Consider the following 17571-nt stretch of genomic DNA (forward strand, 5'->3'; position numbering starts at 1 on the left):
TGCGCTCGCACCTCGACCAGCGTCCGGGGACCGCTCGCCCCCGGCCTCAGAGCTTCCGGATCACCCGCGCCGGGTTGCCGACCGCGACCACGCCGGCGGGGAGGTCCTTGGTGACGACCGAGCCGGCGCCGACGACCGTGTCGGCACCGATGCTCACCCCCGGGCAGACGATCACCCCGCCGCCGAGCCACACGTTGTCGCCGATGGTGATCGGCTGCGCGGCCTCCCACTTGTCGCGACGCGGACCGGGCTCGACCGGGTGGGTCGGCGTCAGCAGCTGGACGTTCGGTCCGATCTGCACGTCGTCACCGATGGTGATCGCGGCGACGTCCAGGGCCATCAGGCCGAAGTTCACGAACGAGCGGGCGCCGATGCGCAGCTGGCTGCCGTAGTCGACGTACAGCGGCGGCCGGATCTCGGTGTCCTCGCCGATCGCGCCCAGCAGCTCCTCGAGGAGCCGACGGCGCAGCGGCTTCTCCCGCGGACCCGTGGCGTTGTAGGCCCCCATCAGGTCGTGGGCGACGAACGTCGCCTCCCCCAGGTCGGGGTCGTCGGCGATGTAGGGGTCGCCCGCGAGCATCCGCTCGCGCATCGTCCGGTCGTCTCGCTCGTAGGCCGTCACCGCTCCGACGTTAGCGTCACCGAGGTGATCCGCGACCCGGGCGGCGAGGCGGCCCGGGACAGCTCAGCCGGTCGACCGCGTCTGCGCGGCGATCATCTGGGCGTACCACTCAAACGACCGCTTCGGCGTGCGCTCCTGGGTCTCGGGGTCGACGTGCACCAGCCCGTAGCGCGAGCGCAGCCCGTCACCCCACTCGAAGCTGTCGAGGAGCGAGTAGGCGTAGTAGCCGCGCACGTCGACGCCCCGCTGGACCGCCTCGGCGACGGCGCGCAGGTGGGCGTCGAGGTAGTCGATGCGCGCCTGGTCGTCGATCTCGCCGTCCGCGCCGGGGGCGACGGTGTACGACGCGCCGTTCTCCGTGACGTAGATCGGCGGCAGCGCGGCGCGGAACCGGGCGCGGAACGTGATCAGCCACTCGCGCAGCGAGGCCGGCACCACCGACCAGCCGGCCTCGGTGGTCGGGTAGCCCATCAGCGGCCGCCACTCGAACGGGAGCGCCGCGTCCTCGTGGGTCGCCCCGACCCGCTGCGGGCTGTAGTAGTTGACGCCGTAGAAGTCGAGCGGCTGGCGGATCGTCGCCATGTCGCCGTCGTGGACGACGTCCTCGAGCAGCGGCTGCAGGTCCATCGGGTAGCGGCCGAGCAGCATCGACTCGATGAAGACGCCGTTCCAGAGCGCGTCGAAGAGCTTGGAGGCGCCGACGTCGGCGGGGTCGTCGCTGGCCGGCCAGATCGGGGCGTGGTTGTTGGCACACCCGACGCTGGTCGCGCCGGCGGCCCGGAGCGCCACGGCCGCGCGACCGTGGGCCATCAGCATGTGGTGGGCGGCCGGCAGGGCGTCGAACAGCAGCGCGCGACCGGGGGCGTGCTGCCCGAGCGCGTAGCCGAGGTACGCCGCGTTGTTGGGCTCGTTGATCGGCACCCAGTGCTCGACCCGGTCCGCGAACCGGTCGGCGACGATGCCGGCGTACTCGGCGAACCGGTCGATGGTCACCCGGTTCAGCCAGCCGCCGTCGTCCTCGAGCGCCTGCGGCAGGTCCCAGTGGTACAGCGTCACCATCGGCTTGACGCCGGCCTCGAGGAGCTCGTCCACGAGCCGGTCGTAGAACGCCAGCCCGGCGGCGTTCGGGGCGCCGCTGCCGGTCGGCTGGATCCGCGGCCAGGCGATCGAGAACCGGTAGCCGCCGACGCCGAGCCGCTTCAGCAGGGCCACGTCCTCGGCGTACCGGTGGTAGTGGTCGGTGGCGACGTCACCGGTGCTGCCGTCGGCGATCACCCCGGGCACGTGGCTGAAGGTGTCCCAGATGCTCGGGCCGCGCCCGTCCTCGTGGACCGCACCCTCGACCTGGTACGCCGCGGTGCCCGCCCCCAGCCGGAAACCGGGAGGGAGCACCGGGAATGTTCGACTTTCGGACTCGACCCCCATGTCACCATCATGGACGTGACTGTCGAGATCCGCCGAGCTTCCGCACGTTTTACCGAACGCGCGCCGGGCCGGGCCACCCAGCATTCCTTCTCCTTCGGCGACCGCCACGACCCGGAGCGCCTGCGTTTCGGGCCGATGGTCTGCCACGACGACCACCTGCTCGCGGCCGGTGAGGGCTTCGCCACTCATCGCCATTCGGGCGTGTCGATCGTGACCTGGGTGGTCGGCGGCGCGGTCGCGCACACCGGCGTCGGCGACCCGGTGGTGGTCGCGCCCGGCCAGGTGGCCGTGCTGCAGACCGGCGACGGGGTCACGCACCCGCCCGTCGAGCACAGCGAGGTCGCCGCCGAGTCGGGGACCCGGTTCGTGCAGGTCTGGCTCGCGACCGACGAGCCCGCCCCACCGTCGTACGACGTCACGACGGCGGCGCTCGAGCCGGGCGTCCTGAGCGAGGTCGTCTCCCCAGTGCCGGGGGCGACGTTCTCGGTGGCCCGGCTCGGCACCGGCGACACCGTCGAGCTCCCGGCCGCCGGCCGGGTGCACGCCTTCGTCGCCACCGGCGCGCTGATGCGGTCCTCCCTCGCCGAGCCCCTCTCCTCCGGCGACGCCTTCGAGATGGTCGACCACCCCGCCGTCCCCGTCACCGCCGCCGTCCCCACCGAGCTCCTCGTCTGGGCCTTCGACGACTGAGAGTCCGGTGGTTGAGGAGGGACGAAGTCCCGTCTCGAAACCCCGCCTGATGTTGCCCCTCGGCTCACCGGGTTTCGACACGGTTGCTGCGCAACCTGCTCAACCACCGGTGGCCGCTCCGGTGGTCAGGGGCGGACGACCGCGAGGGCGGCGGGCAGCACCTCGACGACGGCGGGTGGGTCGTCGAGGGTGGGCAGGTCGCCGAGGGGCTCGCCGTCGGCGCCGACGGGGATGGTGCTGCGGGAGGTGCCGTGCAGCTCGACCCGGTGACCGCGGAGCACGGTGACCTCGGGCAGGGCGACGTGGCCGCCGTCGTACACCTTCGGCAGCGAGCGGACCAGCTCCAGCCGGGAGGCGGCCTCGATGACGACGACGTCGAGCAGCCCGTCGTCGACGGCCGCGGCGGGCGCGATCTTCATGCCCTTGCCGTAGTACGCCGAGTTCGCGACCACGACCGTGGCGGCCGAGAAGCGGTGCAGCGACCCGTCGACGGTCACCTCGAACCGGCCGGGCTGGTAGGTCGCGAGCGAGCGGACGGCGGCCCAGGGGTACTGCAGGGCCTTCGGCGTCCACCGCATCCGGTGCACCAGCGCGGCGGCGCGCGCGTCGACCCCGGCGTACACCGAGCCCGCGACCTCCCGCGTGGGACTGCCGGGGACCGTCCAGCCGAGGAGGTCGATCGGGCTCGCGCAGCCGTGCAGCAGCAGCTCGGCCACCGCCCCCGGCTCGGTCGGCAGGCCGAGCATCCGGGCGAAGTCGTTCCCGCGGCCCGCCGGCAGCACGGCGAGGGTCCCGCCGGCGGCCGCGACCGGACCGGCGAGGTGGGAGAGCATCCCGTCGCCGCCGACGGAGACGACCACGTCGCCGCGCGCGACCGCCTCGGTGACCAGCGAGCCCATCGCGAGCGGTCCGGGCGAGTAGGTCACGTCGACAGTTGCGCCCGCGTCGCGCAGCAGCCGCGCGACGGGTACGACGGCCGCGGGCGCGGCGCCTCCGCCCGAGGCCGGGTTGACCAGGAACGTGAAGGAGCGGATCACGGGATCAGCACACCAGGGTTGAGGATCCCCGTCGGATCCAGGTCGGCCTTGACCGCCCGCAGCACGGACACGCCCAGCTCGCCGATCTCCGCGGCCAGCCACGGCCGGTGGTCGGTGCCGACCGCGTGATGGTGGGTGATGGTCGCGCCGGCGGCGACGATCGCGTCGCTCGCCGCCGCCTTCGCCGCGCGCCACTGGGCGACCGGGTCCTCGGCCTGCTTCGCAGCGACGGTGAAGTAGAGCGAGCAGCCGGTCTCGTAGACGTGGGACACGTGGCACAGCACCAGCGTGGGCGACCCGAGGGACGTCTCGAGCGCGGCCTTGACGTCGGCGTAGAGCCGCGGCACCTCGGACCAGAAGGTGGCGGTCTCCAGGGTCTCGACGAGCACGCCGACGTCGAGCAGCGAGTCCCGCAGGTACGGCGCGTGGAAGCGGCCGTGCGCCCAGGCCCGACCCGGCTCCTCGCCCTGCGGAGTGCCGCCGAGCCCGCCCAGTACCGCGGTGACCGCGGCCCGCTTGGCCGCGACCGCGTCCGGCTCACCCTCGTAGCCGGTGATCATCAGGCACCCGCCCGTCTCGGTGGTCGAGCCCTCCACGCCGGTGGTCGAGCTCGTCGGGACCCCGATCGAGTCCGGCCGGGCCAGGTTGATCCCGGTCTCGGCCTCGTCGGAGAGCCGCAGCACGGTCGGCAGCAGGCCGGCCTGGGCGAGGGTGCGCATCGCGTGGCGACCGGCGTCGAAGGACGGCCAGCGCCAGCCCTCGTAGACCTTCTCGACGGGCAGCGGGCGGACCCGGACGGTGACCGCGGTGATCACGCCGAAGGCCCCCTCGGAGCCGAGCAGCAGCTGCCGCAGGTCCGGACCGGCGGCGTTGGCGGGTGCGCTGCCGAGGGCGAGCTCGCCGCGCGGGGTGGCGGCGCGCAGGCCTACGACCAGCGCGTCGAAGCGCCCGTAGCCCGCGCTGGACTGGCCCGAGGACCGGGTCGCGGCGAAGCCGCCGATCGTGGCGTGCTCGAAGGACTGCGGGTAGTGGCCCAGCGTCAGCCCCTCGGCCGCCAGCAGGGCCTCGGCCTCCGGGCCCCGCAGACCCGGCTCGAGGGTCGCGGTCATCGAGACGTGGTCGACGGCCAGCAGCCGCTTCATCCGGATCAGGTCGAGCGAGACGACCCCGGCGTACCCGTCCCGGCGCGCGGCGAGACCCCCCGTCACCGACGTACCGCCGCCGAACGGCACCACCGCGAGGTGGTGCTCGACGGCGAGGGCGAGCACCGCGGCGACCTGCTCGTGGCCGTCGGGGCGGACCACGACGTCCGGGGCGTCGGACAGGTCGCCCGCCCGCTGCCGGAGCAGGTCGGGCGTGGACTTGCCGCGGGTGCGCAACCGGCGGGTGAGGTCGTCGGTGAGCACGTGCTCGGTGCCGAGCAGCTCCCGGAGCCCGGCGAGCACGGCGGGCGCCAGCCTCGAGGGAGGTACGACGACCTCGGTCGCCGCGGGCCGCTCCGCCAGCCCGAAGACCAGCTCGACGAGCCCGCGCGCGGACTCGGGCAGCGGCGCGGCCTGGGCCGGGTCGCCCCAGCGGGACGGGTGCATCTCCGGGACGGGCGGCAGGGGCTCCATGAGTTACAATGTGACATATGACGTCACTTCGTCACAATCCGGAGCCCGGGGCGGGTCCTCGCGACGGGTATCTCGACGCCGCCCGCGCCTGCATCCTCGACGTCGGCTGGCGACGCACCACCCTCACCGAGGTCGCCCGGCGGGCCGGGGTGTCGCGGATGACGATCTACCGCACCTGGTCGGACATGCCGCAGCTGCTCGGCGACCTGATGACCCGCGAGTGGACCGCCGTGGTGCACGCGGCCGTCGCCGCCGAGGACCCGGAGCAGCCGGCCGTCGACCGGCTCGTCGCCGGCGTGGTCGGCACCGTCCGCGCGCTGCGCGAGAACGAGCTGTTCGTGCGGATCGTCGAGCTCGACCCCGAGCTGATCCTGCCCTACCTGCTCTCCCGGCGCGGCCGCTCGCAGGACCTGATCCTGGACATCACCACCGAGGCGGTCCGCGCCGCCCAGGCCGCCGGCGAGGTCCGCGCCGGCAACCCCGTCGCCCTCGCCCGCGGCGTGCTGCTGGCCGCCCACGGCTTCGTGCTCTCGGCGCACACGATGGTCGACGACCGGGTCAGCGAGGCCGAGCTCGACGCCGAGCTGACCACGCTGATCACCCGGGCGCTGCGGCCATGAGCCAGACCGGCACCCGGATCGTCCCCGGCCTCGACGGCGCCCCCGAGAGCGTCGACCTGGTGGTCGTCGGGCTCGGCGTCACCGGCGCCGGCGTCGCGCTCGACGCGGTGGCCCGCGGCCTGTCGGTGCTCGCCGTCGACGCCCACGACCTCGCCTTCGGCACCTCGCGCTGGTCCTCCAAGCTCGTGCACGGCGGACTGCGCTACCTCGCCAACGGCCAGGTCGGGGTCGCCCACGAGAGCGCGGTCGAGCGCGGCGTCCTGATGGAGGTCACCGCACCCCACCTGACCCGCCCGATGCCGTACGTCGTGCCGTTCGACTCCAGCGTCGGCCGGCTGATGGCCGGGATCACCCGGGCCGGGATGTGGGCCGGCGACGGGCTGCGCCGCGGGGCCCGCACCGACCACGAGACGCTCCCGCGCCCGCGCCGTCTGAGCACCACCGAGACCCTCCAGCTGGCCCCGGCGCTGCGTCGCTCGGGCCTGCGCGGCTCGATGATGGCCTGGGACGGCCAGCTCGAGGACGACGCCCGGCTCGTCATCACGCTCGCGCGCACGGCTGCGTCGTACGGCGCCCACGTCCGCACCCGCGCCCGGGTGCTGAGCGCCACCGGCACCCGCGTCGAGCTGCGCGACGAGACGGTCGACGGGCGCGGCGCGACCCGCACCGTCTCCGCACGGGCCGTCGTCAACGCCACCGGCGTCTGGGCCGACACGCTCGCGGCCGAGGTGAGCCTGCGGCCCAGCCGCGGCACCCACCTGGTGCTGCGCGCCGACTCCGCGCCCGGCCTGCGCGCGGCGGTCTTCTGCCCCGTGCCGGGCGCGACCAACCGGTTCGTGATGGTGCTGCCCCAGCCCGACGGCACGCTGTACGTCGGCCTCACCGACGAGCCGGCCGACGGGCAGGTGCCCGACGTGCCGCAGCCGACCGAGCCCGAGATCGGCTTCCTGCTCGACGTCGTCTCCGCCGCCTTCGCCCGGCCGCTGCACCGCGGCGACGTCGTCGGGGCGTACGCCGGGCTGCGGCCGCTGCTGCACGCCCCGGACGGCTCGACCGCCGACCTGTCGCGGCGGCACGCGGTGCTGACCGGCCCCACCGGGCTGCTGACCGTGGTGGGCGGGAAGCTGACGACGTACCGCCGGATGGCCGAGGACGCCGTCGACGCCGCCGTGGCCCAGGCGGGCCTCGACGCCGCCCCGTGCCGCACCGCTGCGCTGCCGCTGCTCGGCGCCGCCCCGCGACGGGTGCTCGCCGAGCTGGAGGAGCCGGCCCGGCTGGTGCGCCGCTACGGCACCGACGCCGCCCTGGTGCTGCACAGCGCGCGCACGGTCAGCGGCCTCACCGACGACGAGCTGCTCGCGCCGATCGCCGACGGGGTCCCGGTCACGCTCGCCGAGCTGCTCTTCGGCATCACCCACGAGGGCGCCCTCGACGTCGACGACCTGCTCGACCGGCGTACTCGCGTGGGCCTGGTGCCGGCCGACCGGCGGCTCGCCGTACCAGCCGCGGAGCGGGCCCTGGAGCTCTGCGCGTCGTCCCTCAGCTGAGGGAACGATGAGTTTTTTCCTCGACCCCGGTCGGTACGGCGAGGCAGACTGGACGACTCGAGGGGACAGACCATGACGGCAGCGACGACCCTGGCGGTGACCAAGCAGGTGACGAGCAGCGAGCTCGACGACTTCCCGACCCTCACCGAGCGCTACCAGCGCGAGCTGCTCGCGCACTGCTACCGGATGAGCGGCTCGGTGCACGAGGCCGAGGACCTCGTCCAGGAGACCTTCCTGCGGGCCTGGAAGGCCTCCGCCGACTTCCAGGGCCGCTCGTCGGTCCGCACCTGGCTCTACCGGATCGCGACCAATGTCTGCCTGACCAACCTGGAGGGTCGGCCGCGCCGGCCCCTCCCCACCGGCCTCGGTACGCCCGACGCCCTGGCCGGCGACGCGCTCGAGGCCAACAACGAGATCGCCTGGCTGGAGCCGGTCCCCGACGCCGCCGTCGTGGTGGCCGAGCGGGACTCGATCCGGCTCGCGTTCGTGGCCGCCCTCCAGCACCTGCCGGCCCGCCAGCGGGCGGTGCTGATCCTGCGGGACGTGCTGCGCTGGTCGGCCGCCGAGACGGCCGAGGCGCTCGAGACGACCACGGCCGCGGTCAACTCCGCGCTGCAGCGCGCCCACGCCCAGATCCGGGACCGCGGGCTGACCGAGGAGAGTCTGCAGCCCGACCTGTCGCCGGAGCAGCAGCGGCTGTTGGAGCGCTACGTCGAGGCGTTCTGGCGCAAGGACATCGACCAGATCGTCAGCCTGCTCACCGCCGAGGCCGTCTGGGAGATGCCCCCGTTCACCGGCTGGTACGTCGGCGCCGCCACCATCGGCGAGCTCATCGACACCGCCTGTCCAGGCGGCAGCTACGACATGCCGATGCTCGCGACGCGGGCCAACGGGCAGCCGGCGTTCGGGCTGTACATGCGCACCCCCGACGGGCACTTCGTGCCGTTCCAGCTCCAGGTGCTCCAGCTCGACGGCGACCAGGTCAAGCACGTGCACGCGTTCTTCGACGCCACCCTGTTCACCCGCTGCGGGCTCCCCGCGGAGCTGCCGGCCGACTACGAGCCGGCGCCGCGCGCCGTCGCCGAGAGCCCGGCTCCCCGGTGACCCCGCGGCTCGACGACGCCGTCGAGCTGCTCGACCGGTCGCTCGCCTTCACCTGCGTCGCCCTCGCCGGCGTCGGCGCGGACGACCTGGAGCGGCCGACCCCGTGCAGCCGCTGGTCGCTCGGCTCCCTGCTCGCCCACATGGACGACGCGCTCGACGCGTTCCTCGAGGCCGCCGAGGGTGCGGTCGCGGTGACCCCGCCGGCGCCGGCGCCCGATGTCGTGGGCACCCTGCGTGGGAAGGCCGGTGCGCTGCTCGGCGCGTGGGTCCGGGCCTGTCCGGGCGACGTCCTGGTCGGCGACGCCGCGCTCGCCGGCCCGGTGCTGGTCACGGCGGCCGCCCTGGAGATCACCGTGCACGGCTGGGACGTCGGCCAGGCGACCGGCCGCCCCCGCCGGGTCCCCGACGAGCTCGCCGAGGGCCTGCTCGCAGCGGCCGGATCGCTCGTCGCCCCCCGGGACCGGGGCGTCCGGTTCGGACCGGCCCGCGACGTGCCGCCCGACTCGCCGGCGGACGTGCGTCTCCTGGCGTTCCTGGGCCGTACCTGACTGGTCCACCCGGACCGATTCCTGGGTTCCGGTCCAGCCGCCGCACGCCGTTCCTAGGCTCTCCCCCATGCGCTCGCCCGAGGTTCCCGACGAGGCTGACCTCGCAGACGCCCTGCCCTCGGCCCTCGTCAGCGTCCGGGCGGGTCGGATCCGGGAGGGCCTGGCGGCGCTGACCGCCCTGCGCGCGCACCCGGTCGCCGCCGTCGACCCCGTCGCCGGTGGCCTGATCGCCGCCGCGCTCCTGGACTGCCGGCTGGCCCGCGGCGACGTCGGCGAGGCGATCGTCGTCGGTGGCGACCTCGACGCGCTCCTCGAGCTCCCCGGTCCGCCGGGCGCCCTCGCTCACCACGCCCGCGGGGAGCTGACCACCGTGCTCGGCCAGGACGAGCTCGCCGTCGAGCACTTCACCACCGCCGGCGAACGGCTGGCCGAGACCGAGGCGCTGACCGACCCCACGCTCGTTCCCTGGCGCGCGAGCGCCGCCGTCGCCCTGGTCCGCGTCGGCCGGCACCGCGAGGCGGTCGCGCTGGCCGAGGAGTGGCGCGGGGTGACCGCGGCCTCCGGGTCGCAGTACGCCCACGCCCACGCGCTGCGCACCCTCGCGATCGTCGGCGTCGGCGGCGACCGGGTGGTGCTGCTGCGGGAGGCCCGCGCGACGCTCAGCGGGGTGGTCGCCCGGCGGCTCGCCGCCCAGATCGACACCGACCTCGCGGGCCTGCTGCTGCTCGACCCGACCGGCGCCGGCACCGACGAGGCCCGGGACCTGCTCCGCTCCGCCGAGGAGTACGCCGGTCTCGAGGAGCTCTGGCCGCTCCAGGGCCGGGTCCGCCGGCTGCTCGACCGGATGGGCGAGCAGCCGCACCGGGTGCGGTCCGAGGCGATGGCGACCCTCACGGCCGCCGAGCGACGCGTCGCGCTGCTCGCCACCGAGGGGCTCACCAACCGGCGGATCGCCGAGGAGCTGGTCGTGACCGTGAAGGCCGTCGAGTGGCACCTCTCGCACATCTACCGCAAGCTCGGCATCGCCTCGCGCTCCCACCTCGCCAGCACCCTCGGCACCCCCGTCTGAACCGTCCCCTTTTCATTCATCGGCGCCCAGAACGCCGGAAAATCAGCGCTCCTGGGCCTTGAGGCGCATACTCGAGTCGATGACCAACTCTCCCGGGGCGAAGCGCAGACACCTCGCCAGCAGTCCCTTCAAGCCCGACCCCGAGCCTGTGATCGAGGACTTCGCCGTCGGCGACCGCGTCTCGCACGACCGCCACGGCCTCGGCCGGGTCATCGCCGTGCACGCCAGCGGCGTGACCGTCGACTTCGGTGACCAGACCCTGCACCTGCGCAGCCCCTTCCCCGGGATGTCGACCCTCTAGGCCTCCACGGGCTCCTCGTCGCGCAGCGGGTGCGCGAGCTCGTCGGCGGGGAGCCGGCCCGCCACGGTCGCGACCACGGCGGCCACGACGGGCACCAGGCCCGCGATCAGGAACGTCGTGCGCAGGCCGATGGCGTCGCTGACCGGTCCGGCGAGCGCCATCGACACCGGCATCAGGCTGATCGAGACGAAGAAGTCCAGCGAGGCGACCCGGCCGAGCATGTGCGGCGGGACCCGCCGCTGCAGCAGCGTCCCCCAGATCACCATCGGGAACGCGAACATCGCGCCGAAGACGAACGCCGCCGCGACGAGCACCCACACCTCGGTCGCCATGCCCATCGCGATCAGGGGCAGGCAGCCGATCCCCCAGCCGAGGTTCATCACGGTGAGGTAGCGCCGCGGCAACCGCACCGAGGCCATCGCCAGTGACCCGACGGCACCGCCGATGCCGAACGCCGCCATCACCATCGCGTGGTCACCGGCGTCGCCGCCGAGCTTGTCCTTGATCAGGAACGGCACCAGCACCTCGAACGGGCCCATGATCGAGAGCACCAGCAGCGACGCGAAGAGCAGCGTGGCCAGCAGCCACGGGGTACGGACCATGTAGCCGAAGCCCTCGCGCATGTCGATCAGCGCCGACGTCACCGGGTGGCGTGGCACCGCCTCGGGGTCGAGCTCGCGGCGCACCGGCGTCAGCGGCACCGCGGTGAGCGCGAGCAGCCCGGCCAGGCTGGCGACCGCGGCGACCGAGAGGGCCGCGCCGGGCGAGACCGCCCCGACCACGGCTCCGGCGACACCGGGGCCGACGGCCTGCCCGACCGTCGGGCGGACCATGCCCTCGAAGCCGTTGACGGCGAGCAGGTCGCGCTCCTCGACCAGTGCCGGAAGCCAGGCGGAGTACGCCGGGTAGTAGAACGCCATCGCCGCGCCGGTCACGAACGACACCGTGGCGAGGTGCCAGAGCCGGGTCGCGTCGGAGATCGAGAGGGCGGCCACCAGGCCCATGCCGGCCAGCTCGACACCCGCCACCACCAGCAGGATCAGCTTCTGCGGCACCCGGTCGGCCACGACGCCGCCCAGCAGCGCCGGGAGCAGCACGCCCACGGCGGCCGCGGTCGAGACGGCCGAGAGCTGGCCGGGCCCGCCGCCGATCCGGATCACCTCCCAGACCAGCCCCACGATCCAGACGCCGGAGGCGAAGGTCGAGAGCACCAGCGCGAGCGCCAGCCTGCGGTACGCCGGGTTGCGGAACGGCGTCAGCGCGCGGGGCAGCGACCGCCCAGGCGGTGTCCGGGTCTGCTGCTCGGTCATCGGGTCCTCCGTGACGACCCAGTCTGGCGGTGGCCACCGACACTCTCCACCGATTTCATCGCTCGACCGTGAGGACGACCTTGCCCAGCGCCCGGCGGCCCTCGAGGTCGGCGTGGGCGCGCCCCGCGTCCGCGAGGGGGTACGTCGACACCAGCGGCTCCCAGTCCCCCGCGGCGACCCGGTCGAGCGCCCGGCCGGCCAGCCCGGGGACGCCGCCGGGGAGCGCGGCCATCCGCGGGCCCAGGCTCCAGCCGACGCTCAGCGCGCGCTCGACGACGTCGCCGGAGTCGAAGCGGGTCGGCGTGCCGGCGCTGTAGCCGAACATCACCTGCCGGCCGCCCGGCGCGAGCAGCTCCAGCGCCGCCCGGCCGACCTCGCCGCCGACCCCGTCGTACACGACCGTCACCGCGCCGACCTCGGCCCGGACCCGCTCCGCCCAGTCCGGGTCAGCGTAGTCGACGACCAGTCGCGCCTGCAACGGGGCCAGGGCCGCGGTCCGCTCCGGGCCGCGCGCGGCGGCGACGACCGACGCGCCGACGGCGTGCGCCGACTGCACCAGCAGCCACCCCAGCCCGCCTGCGGCCGAGGGCACCAGCACGACGTCGTCGGGTCGGGGCGGCTCCAGCTCGACGACGCCCAGGGCGGTCCGGCCCGTGCCGACCGCCGCGACCGCGGCGGGGAACGAGACGTGGTCGGGCACCGGGAACAGCGTGCCGACCGCGGTCACGGCCTGCTCGGCGTACCCGCCCGGGACCAGGCCCAGGTGGGCGACCACCCGGCGCCCGAGCCAGGACTCCTCGACGCCGGAGCCGACCCGGTCGACGACGCCGGCGACCTCCCGGCCGGGGATCGTCGGCAGCGGCTGCTGCGGCATCGGACCGCCGGTCTCGCCGCGCCTCAGGGTGGTGTCGAGCAGGTGCACCCCGCAGGCCTCGACCGCGATCCGCACCTCCCCCGGTCCCGGGTCGAGGTCGGGCAGCTGGTCGAGGACGAGGACGTCAGGGTCACCGAGGGCGTGTTGTCGGATGGCGTGCATGAGCCGATCCCACAAGATGAAGTTAACTTGAAGTCAAGGGTGCCAGGTCATCGCGGTGCCGTGGCCGTGGGTCGACGCCACGGCCTGCCCGTCCACGCCGAGGACGAACCTGCCCTCCGGCGCCGCCGGGCCGGTGGCGGTGACCCGGGGCAGCACCCGGGGCCCCTCGTTGCTGACCCAGTGGCAGGCGCCTGCGGCGACCAGTCCGGCCATCAGGTCGTGGAAGCGCTCGCGGTCCGGGTCGGTCAGGTAGGCGATCACCGCCGTGTGGAAGACGACGACCGGACCGTACGACGCAGCCTCGGCCACCAACGCGGGCAGCTCCGTCAGCAGGTCGCCCCGGCGCAGGTCGGGCGGCTCCGCCCGGGCGACCTCGATCGCGTGCCCGAGCTGTTCGCGGCGCGCGTCCTGCTCCGGCCAGACCAGGGTGCTCAGCCAGGCCATCGCGTCGGCGTCGGTGACGTCGAGCGGGTTCAGGTCGACCCCGCCGCGCCAGGCGACCCGGGGCGGGTCGGCCGGCACCGGAGCCGGTCCCCGGACCCGACAGCTCAGCGACCGCCCGTCCCCCGCACGCACCACGCCCGCGTCGGTCTCCCAGGCGTAGGACCAGCGGTCCGGATAGAGCACCAGCCCCGCACTCGGTCCCACCTCCAGCAGCGCCACCGGCTCGTCGATCCCGAGGGTGGCGAACGCCGGCACCAGGGTCGCCAGCCGGCCCACCTCGTTGGTCTGGGTACGACGGGCCAGGATCGTCGCGCGGATCCGGCCGTCGTCGCCGAGCAGCGCGTCCCGCAGCCCGTCGTACGGCCCGGGCGCGGGGACGCCGTGCCAGCGCGCGGCGGCGAAGACCAGGTTCGGCTGGGCCTTCCCCGCGGGCAGCGTGCTCAGCCAGGCGAGCAGGTCCGGGTCCTCGGCCACCGCCGCCGCCCAGGCGGCGAAGCAGGCGGAGTCCGCGACGGCGTAGCGGCCGAAGTCGGCGTACTGGTCGACCAGCTCCCCGTAGACGTCCACGCTCAGCCCGCGGGCAGCGCGACGTACGTGGTCTCGAGATACTCCTCGATCCCCTCGAAGCCGCCCTCGCGGCCGAACCCGCTCGACTTCACGCCGCCGAACGGCGCCGCCGGGTTGGAGATCAGGCCGGTGTTGATGCCGACCATCCCGTAGTCGAGCGTCTCCGCGAGCCGGATGGTGCGGGCCAGGTCGCGGGTGTAGGCGTACGACGCGAGCCCGTACTCGGTGTCGTTGGCCCGCTCGATCGCCTCCTCCTCGGTCTCGAAGGTGGTGATGGGGGCGACGGGGCCGAAGATCTCCTGGGTGTTGATCGCGCTGTCGACCGGGACGTCGACCAGCACCGTCGGGGTGAAGAAGTAGCCCGGCCCGTCCGGCGCCGAGCCGCCGGTGACGACCCTCGCGCCGTCGTGGACCGCGTCGGTGACCAGCTGCCCGACCGACTCGACGGCCTTCTCGTCGATCAGCGGGCCCACGTCGACGCCGCTGTCCTGGCCACGGCCGACGGTGAGGGCGCCCATCCGCGCGCCGAGCTTCTCGGCGAACTCCGCCGCGACCGAGGTGTGCACCAGGAACCGGTTGGCGGCGGTGCAGGCCTCGCCCATGTTGCGCATCTTGGCCACCATCGCGCCGTCGACCGCCGCGTCGACGTCGGCGTCCTCGAAGACCAGGAACGGTGCGTTGCCGCCGAGCTCCATGCTCACCCGCTGCAGCTGCTCGGCGGACTGGCGCACCAGGACCTTCCCGACCGCGGTCGAGCCGGTGAAGCTGACCTTGCGCAGCCGGTCGTCGGCCTGCAGCGCCTTGCTCACCTCCGCGGCCTGGGTGGTCGGGACGACGTTGAGCACTCCCTTCGGCAGCCCGGCCTCCTCCAGTACGGCGGCCAGCGCGAGCATGGTCAGCGGCGTCAGCTCGGCCGGCTTGACGACCATCGTGCAACCCGCCGCGATCGCCGGCCCGATCTTGCGGGTGCCCATCGCGAGCGGGAAGTTCCACGGCGTGACGAACAGGCACGGCCCGACCGGCTTCTTGATCGTCAGCAGCCGGCTGCCACCCGCCGGCGCCTGCATCCAGCGCCCGTGGATGCGGACCGCCTCCTCGGCGTACCACCGGAAGAACTCGTTGCCGTAGGTCACCTCGCCCCGGGCCTCCGCGACCGTCTTGCCCATCTCGAGGCTCATCAGCTCGGCGAAGTCGTCGGCCCGGTCGGCGATCAGCCCGAAGGCCGTGCGCAGGATCTCGCCGCGCTCGCGGGGGGCCGTCCGGGCCCAGTCGGCCTGGGCTGCGACCGCCGCGTCGAGGGCCTCGACCGCGTCGGCGACGGAGGCGTCGGCGACGTCGGTGAGCACGCTGCCGTCGGCCGGGTCGAGGACGTCGAAGCGACGGCCGCCGTCGGCCTCACGCCACTCGCCGCCGACGAGGAGGTGCCGCTGGTGAGGGGCGAGGAGGTTCAGTCCAGTCATGTCACCCACCCTGTCACCCGGTCGAGTTCGGCAAAACCGGTGACAGGCCCGGTAACGCGTGGAATCATTTCGACGTCGACTTCGGAGGGAGCACTTTGAAGGCGACCGAACCCCTTGCCGACCCCATGCGGCGAGGGGTTCTCCCTCGTCCGGCGTGCACGTCCCCGATCGCCGGGCGCCGACGAGGCGCGGAGCCCGGCCCCATCCGGAGCTCCGCGCTTCGTCGTTCCCGCCGTCCGGGCCGTCAGTCCACCGCGCGCAGGAACGCCTCCAGGATCGGCCCTGCGGTCTGCGAGCCGGACTCGCCGACCTCGACGAAGACCGCGACGGCCAGGTCGCCCTGGGCGGCGATCATCCAGGCGTGGGTGCGGACCGGGTCGCTGCCGAACTCCGCGGTGCCGGTCTTCGCGATCACCGGTCCGCCGGGCAGGTCGGCCAGCGCGCGACCGCTGCCGGAGGTGACCACCTCGCGGAGCATCGACTTCAGCGCCTTGGCCTCGGTCGGGCTCATCGGCTGGGCGCCGTCGGGTGCCGACACCTCGACCGAGGGAACCATCCGCGGGACGACCAGCTGGCCCTGCTGCACCGAGCCGATGACGGTGGCCATCGCCATCGGCGAGGCGAGGACGGTGCCCTGGCCGATGGTTGCGGCGGCCGCCTCGGTCTTCGAGGTCGCGGCCTCGACGCTGCCGAGGAAGGCGGGGAAGCCGAGGTCGTGGTCGAGGCCCATGCCGAGCGACACCGCGGCGTCGTACAGGCCGGTCTCGCCCACCCGCTCGGTCTGTGAGATCAGGGCGGTGTTGCACGAGTTGGCGATGGCCGAGCGCAGCGGGATCCGACCGATCGCCCCCGCGGGGTAGTCGGAGTAGTTCTTGAAGCGCTTGCCGTCGACCACGATCGTCGAGGTGCACGGCACCCGGGTGGCGGGAGTCAGGCCGGCCCTCAGCAGGGCCAGGCTGGTCACGGCCTTGAAGGTGGAGCCGGGCGCGAACTGCCCGAAGGTCGCCATGTTGTAGCCGTCGGTGCCCGGGCCGTTGGCCGCGGCGACGATCTCGCCGGTGCTCGGCCGCAGCGCCACCAGGGCGCTCGCCGGGCGGACGCCGGCGAGCTGGCTCTCCGCCGCCAGTTGGAGGTCGGGGTCCAGGGTGAGCTTGAGGGTGCCACCGGTCTGCGGCTCGGCCCGGTAGAGCTCGCGCTCCGCCGCACCCTCCGCACCTTCCTCCGTGCCCTCCTCGACGGCGACGGTCGCGGTGACGACCACGCCGGGCTTGCCCTGGAGGAGGTCGTCGTAGCGGGCCTGCAGCCCGGAGAGACCGGCCTGGTCACCCGGCTGGTAGGTGTCCGGATCCTTCTCCACCATCTCGGCGGTGACCTCGCCGACGGTGCCGAGAATCGGCGCCGCGAACTCGCGGGTCGGCGCGAGCGGCCGCTCGTCCTGCACCGCGCGGATGCCGGGCACCGTCTCGGCCGCGCGGGCGGCGGCGGGTGGGACGTCCTCGGGGCGGTAGGTGATCGCCTCGACGAAGGCCGCCTCGCCCGCCTTGCCGACCTGGTCGGAGTACGCCGCCGCGTCGATCTCGACCAGGTCCGCCAGCTGTCGGGCGGCGGCCACCGCCTGCTCCTGCGGGACGGCCGACCGGTCGATGCCGAGCCGGACGACGGGTCGCAGGGTGACCAGGGTCTTGCCCTGGGCCCCGGTGATGTCGCCCCGTCGAGCGCCGATCGGGGTCGTGTCGAGCACCTCGCCCTCCGTCAGCGACGGCTCCACCACCGCCGGCGACCAGACGACCCGCCACTCGTCGTCGACCAGCTCCAGGGGCGCCTCGGACGTGTACTCCCACGGCGTCGCACCGACCGGCCAGGACCAGGCCAGGGTCGCCGTCGACGCTCCGTCCGTGGCTGCCGTGACGTCGTCGACGCTCACGGTGGGCTCGGCGTCGCCCAGGCCCTCGACCAGGCCCTCGACCACCGCCGTGTACGCCTCGGTCGCCGCCGGGCCGGTGGCGTCGGTGAACACCACCGTGCTCAGGTCGCCGCCGGCCAGGCCGGTGGCGAGATCGGCCGCGGCCTGGTCCGGCTCGGGGTCCGCGAGGTGGTCGGCGACCTGGTCGCACGAGCTGAGCAGCCCGGCCACGAGGAGGACGGCGGGCGGGACCAGGAGGCGTCGGCGCATGG

Annotated in this window: 16 protein-coding genes; 7 read left to right on the plus strand and 9 right to left on the minus strand. The window is 74.3% G+C overall.

What is annotated here, in order from left to right:
• Positions 1 to 46 precede the first annotated feature (46 nt).
• Positions 47 to 622, minus strand: a complete 576-nt coding sequence (locus MUB56_RS03720; RefSeq protein ID WP_244930572.1) for a sugar O-acetyltransferase — start codon at positions 620 to 622, stop codon at positions 47 to 49.
• Positions 623 to 685: 63 nt separating this feature from the next.
• On the minus strand, positions 686 to 2014 hold the full coding sequence (locus tag MUB56_RS03725; protein WP_348536710.1) for a GH1 family beta-glucosidase: 1329 nt from the start codon (positions 2012 to 2014) through the stop codon (positions 686 to 688).
• 48 nt (positions 2015 to 2062) lie between these two features.
• On the opposite strand from MUB56_RS03725, the gene MUB56_RS03730 reads away from it, so the two are divergent.
• The gene (locus MUB56_RS03730; protein WP_244930574.1) at positions 2063 to 2737 is read left to right on the plus strand and encodes a pirin family protein; all 675 of its coding nucleotides are present in this window, start codon (positions 2063 to 2065) and stop codon (positions 2735 to 2737) included.
• A 125-nt stretch (positions 2738 to 2862) separates the two neighbouring features.
• Here MUB56_RS03730 and MUB56_RS03735 read toward each other — a convergent pair whose 3' ends face one another.
• Together MUB56_RS03735 and MUB56_RS03740 are read right to left on the minus strand one after the other, a co-directional pair.
• Positions 2863 to 3774: a diacylglycerol kinase family lipid kinase gene (locus MUB56_RS03735; protein ID WP_244930575.1), complete on the minus strand. Its 912-nt coding sequence runs from the start codon at positions 3772 to 3774 to the stop codon at positions 2863 to 2865.
• A complete protein-coding gene (locus MUB56_RS03740) occupies positions 3771 to 5390 on the minus strand; it encodes an FAD-binding oxidoreductase (RefSeq protein ID WP_244930576.1) in 1620 nt (539 codons plus the stop codon). Before MUB56_RS03740 ends, MUB56_RS03735 begins: the two co-directional genes overlap by 4 nt.
• Positions 5391 to 5407: 17 nt before the next feature.
• On the opposite strand from MUB56_RS03740, the gene MUB56_RS03745 reads away from it, so the two are divergent.
• The 6 genes from MUB56_RS03745 to MUB56_RS03770 all read left to right on the plus strand — a co-directional run bounded on the left by MUB56_RS03745 (position 5408) and on the right by MUB56_RS03770 (position 10579).
• The gene (locus MUB56_RS03745; RefSeq protein ID WP_244930577.1) at positions 5408 to 6010 is read left to right on the plus strand and encodes a TetR/AcrR family transcriptional regulator; all 603 of its coding nucleotides are present in this window, start codon (positions 5408 to 5410) and stop codon (positions 6008 to 6010) included.
• Positions 6007 to 7557: a glycerol-3-phosphate dehydrogenase/oxidase gene (locus MUB56_RS03750; protein ID WP_244930578.1), complete on the plus strand. Its 1551-nt coding sequence runs from the start codon at positions 6007 to 6009 to the stop codon at positions 7555 to 7557. Before MUB56_RS03745 ends, MUB56_RS03750 begins: the two co-directional genes overlap by 4 nt.
• Before the next feature lie 72 nt (positions 7558 to 7629).
• Positions 7630 to 8661 carry a sigma-70 family RNA polymerase sigma factor gene (locus MUB56_RS03755; protein ID WP_280637358.1) on the plus strand — a complete coding sequence of 344 codons (1032 nt, stop codon included), beginning with the start codon at positions 7630 to 7632 and terminating at the stop codon, positions 8659 to 8661.
• Complete coding sequence (locus tag MUB56_RS03760) at positions 8658 to 9209, plus strand: TIGR03086 family metal-binding protein (protein ID WP_244930579.1); 552 nt, start codon at positions 8658 to 8660, stop codon at positions 9207 to 9209. The genes MUB56_RS03755 and MUB56_RS03760 overlap by 4 nt, the downstream gene beginning before the upstream one ends.
• 67 nt (positions 9210 to 9276) lie before the next feature.
• Positions 9277 to 10278, plus strand: a complete 1002-nt coding sequence (locus tag MUB56_RS03765; RefSeq protein ID WP_244930580.1) for a LuxR family transcriptional regulator — start codon at positions 9277 to 9279, stop codon at positions 10276 to 10278.
• 79 nt (positions 10279 to 10357) lie between these two features.
• Positions 10358 to 10579 (plus strand): hypothetical protein, encoded by a 222-nt coding sequence (locus MUB56_RS03770; protein WP_244930581.1) that lies wholly within the window; start codon positions 10358 to 10360, stop codon positions 10577 to 10579.
• On the opposite strand, the gene MUB56_RS03775 is transcribed toward MUB56_RS03770, so the two are convergent.
• The 5 genes from MUB56_RS03775 to MUB56_RS03795 all read right to left on the minus strand — a co-directional run bounded on the left by MUB56_RS03775 (position 10576) and on the right by MUB56_RS03795 (position 17569).
• The gene (locus MUB56_RS03775; protein ID WP_244930582.1) at positions 10576 to 11889 is read right to left on the minus strand and encodes an MFS transporter; all 1314 of its coding nucleotides are present in this window, start codon (positions 11887 to 11889) and stop codon (positions 10576 to 10578) included. The two genes, MUB56_RS03770 and MUB56_RS03775, sit on opposite strands and share 4 nt — an antisense overlap.
• Before the next feature lie 55 nt (positions 11890 to 11944).
• Positions 11945 to 12925: a zinc-binding dehydrogenase gene (locus MUB56_RS03780; protein ID WP_244930583.1), complete on the minus strand. Its 981-nt coding sequence runs from the start codon at positions 12923 to 12925 to the stop codon at positions 11945 to 11947.
• A gap of 33 nt (positions 12926 to 12958) precedes the next feature.
• A complete protein-coding gene (locus MUB56_RS03785) occupies positions 12959 to 13936 on the minus strand; it encodes a DUF2332 domain-containing protein (RefSeq protein WP_244930584.1) in 978 nt (325 codons plus the stop codon).
• Between the two features lie 2 nt (positions 13937 to 13938).
• The gene (locus MUB56_RS03790; protein ID WP_244930585.1) at positions 13939 to 15396 is read right to left on the minus strand and encodes an NAD-dependent succinate-semialdehyde dehydrogenase; all 1458 of its coding nucleotides are present in this window, start codon (positions 15394 to 15396) and stop codon (positions 13939 to 13941) included.
• Between the two features lie 244 nt (positions 15397 to 15640).
• On the minus strand, positions 15641 to 17569 hold the full coding sequence (locus MUB56_RS03795; RefSeq protein WP_244930586.1) for a penicillin-binding transpeptidase domain-containing protein: 1929 nt from the start codon (positions 17567 to 17569) through the stop codon (positions 15641 to 15643).
• Between the last annotated feature and the right edge of the window lie 2 nt (positions 17570 to 17571).

Origin of the sequence: Nocardioides sp. W7, assembly GCF_022919075.1 — a bacterium.
GTDB lineage: Bacteria > Actinomycetota > Actinomycetes > Propionibacteriales > Nocardioidaceae > Nocardioides.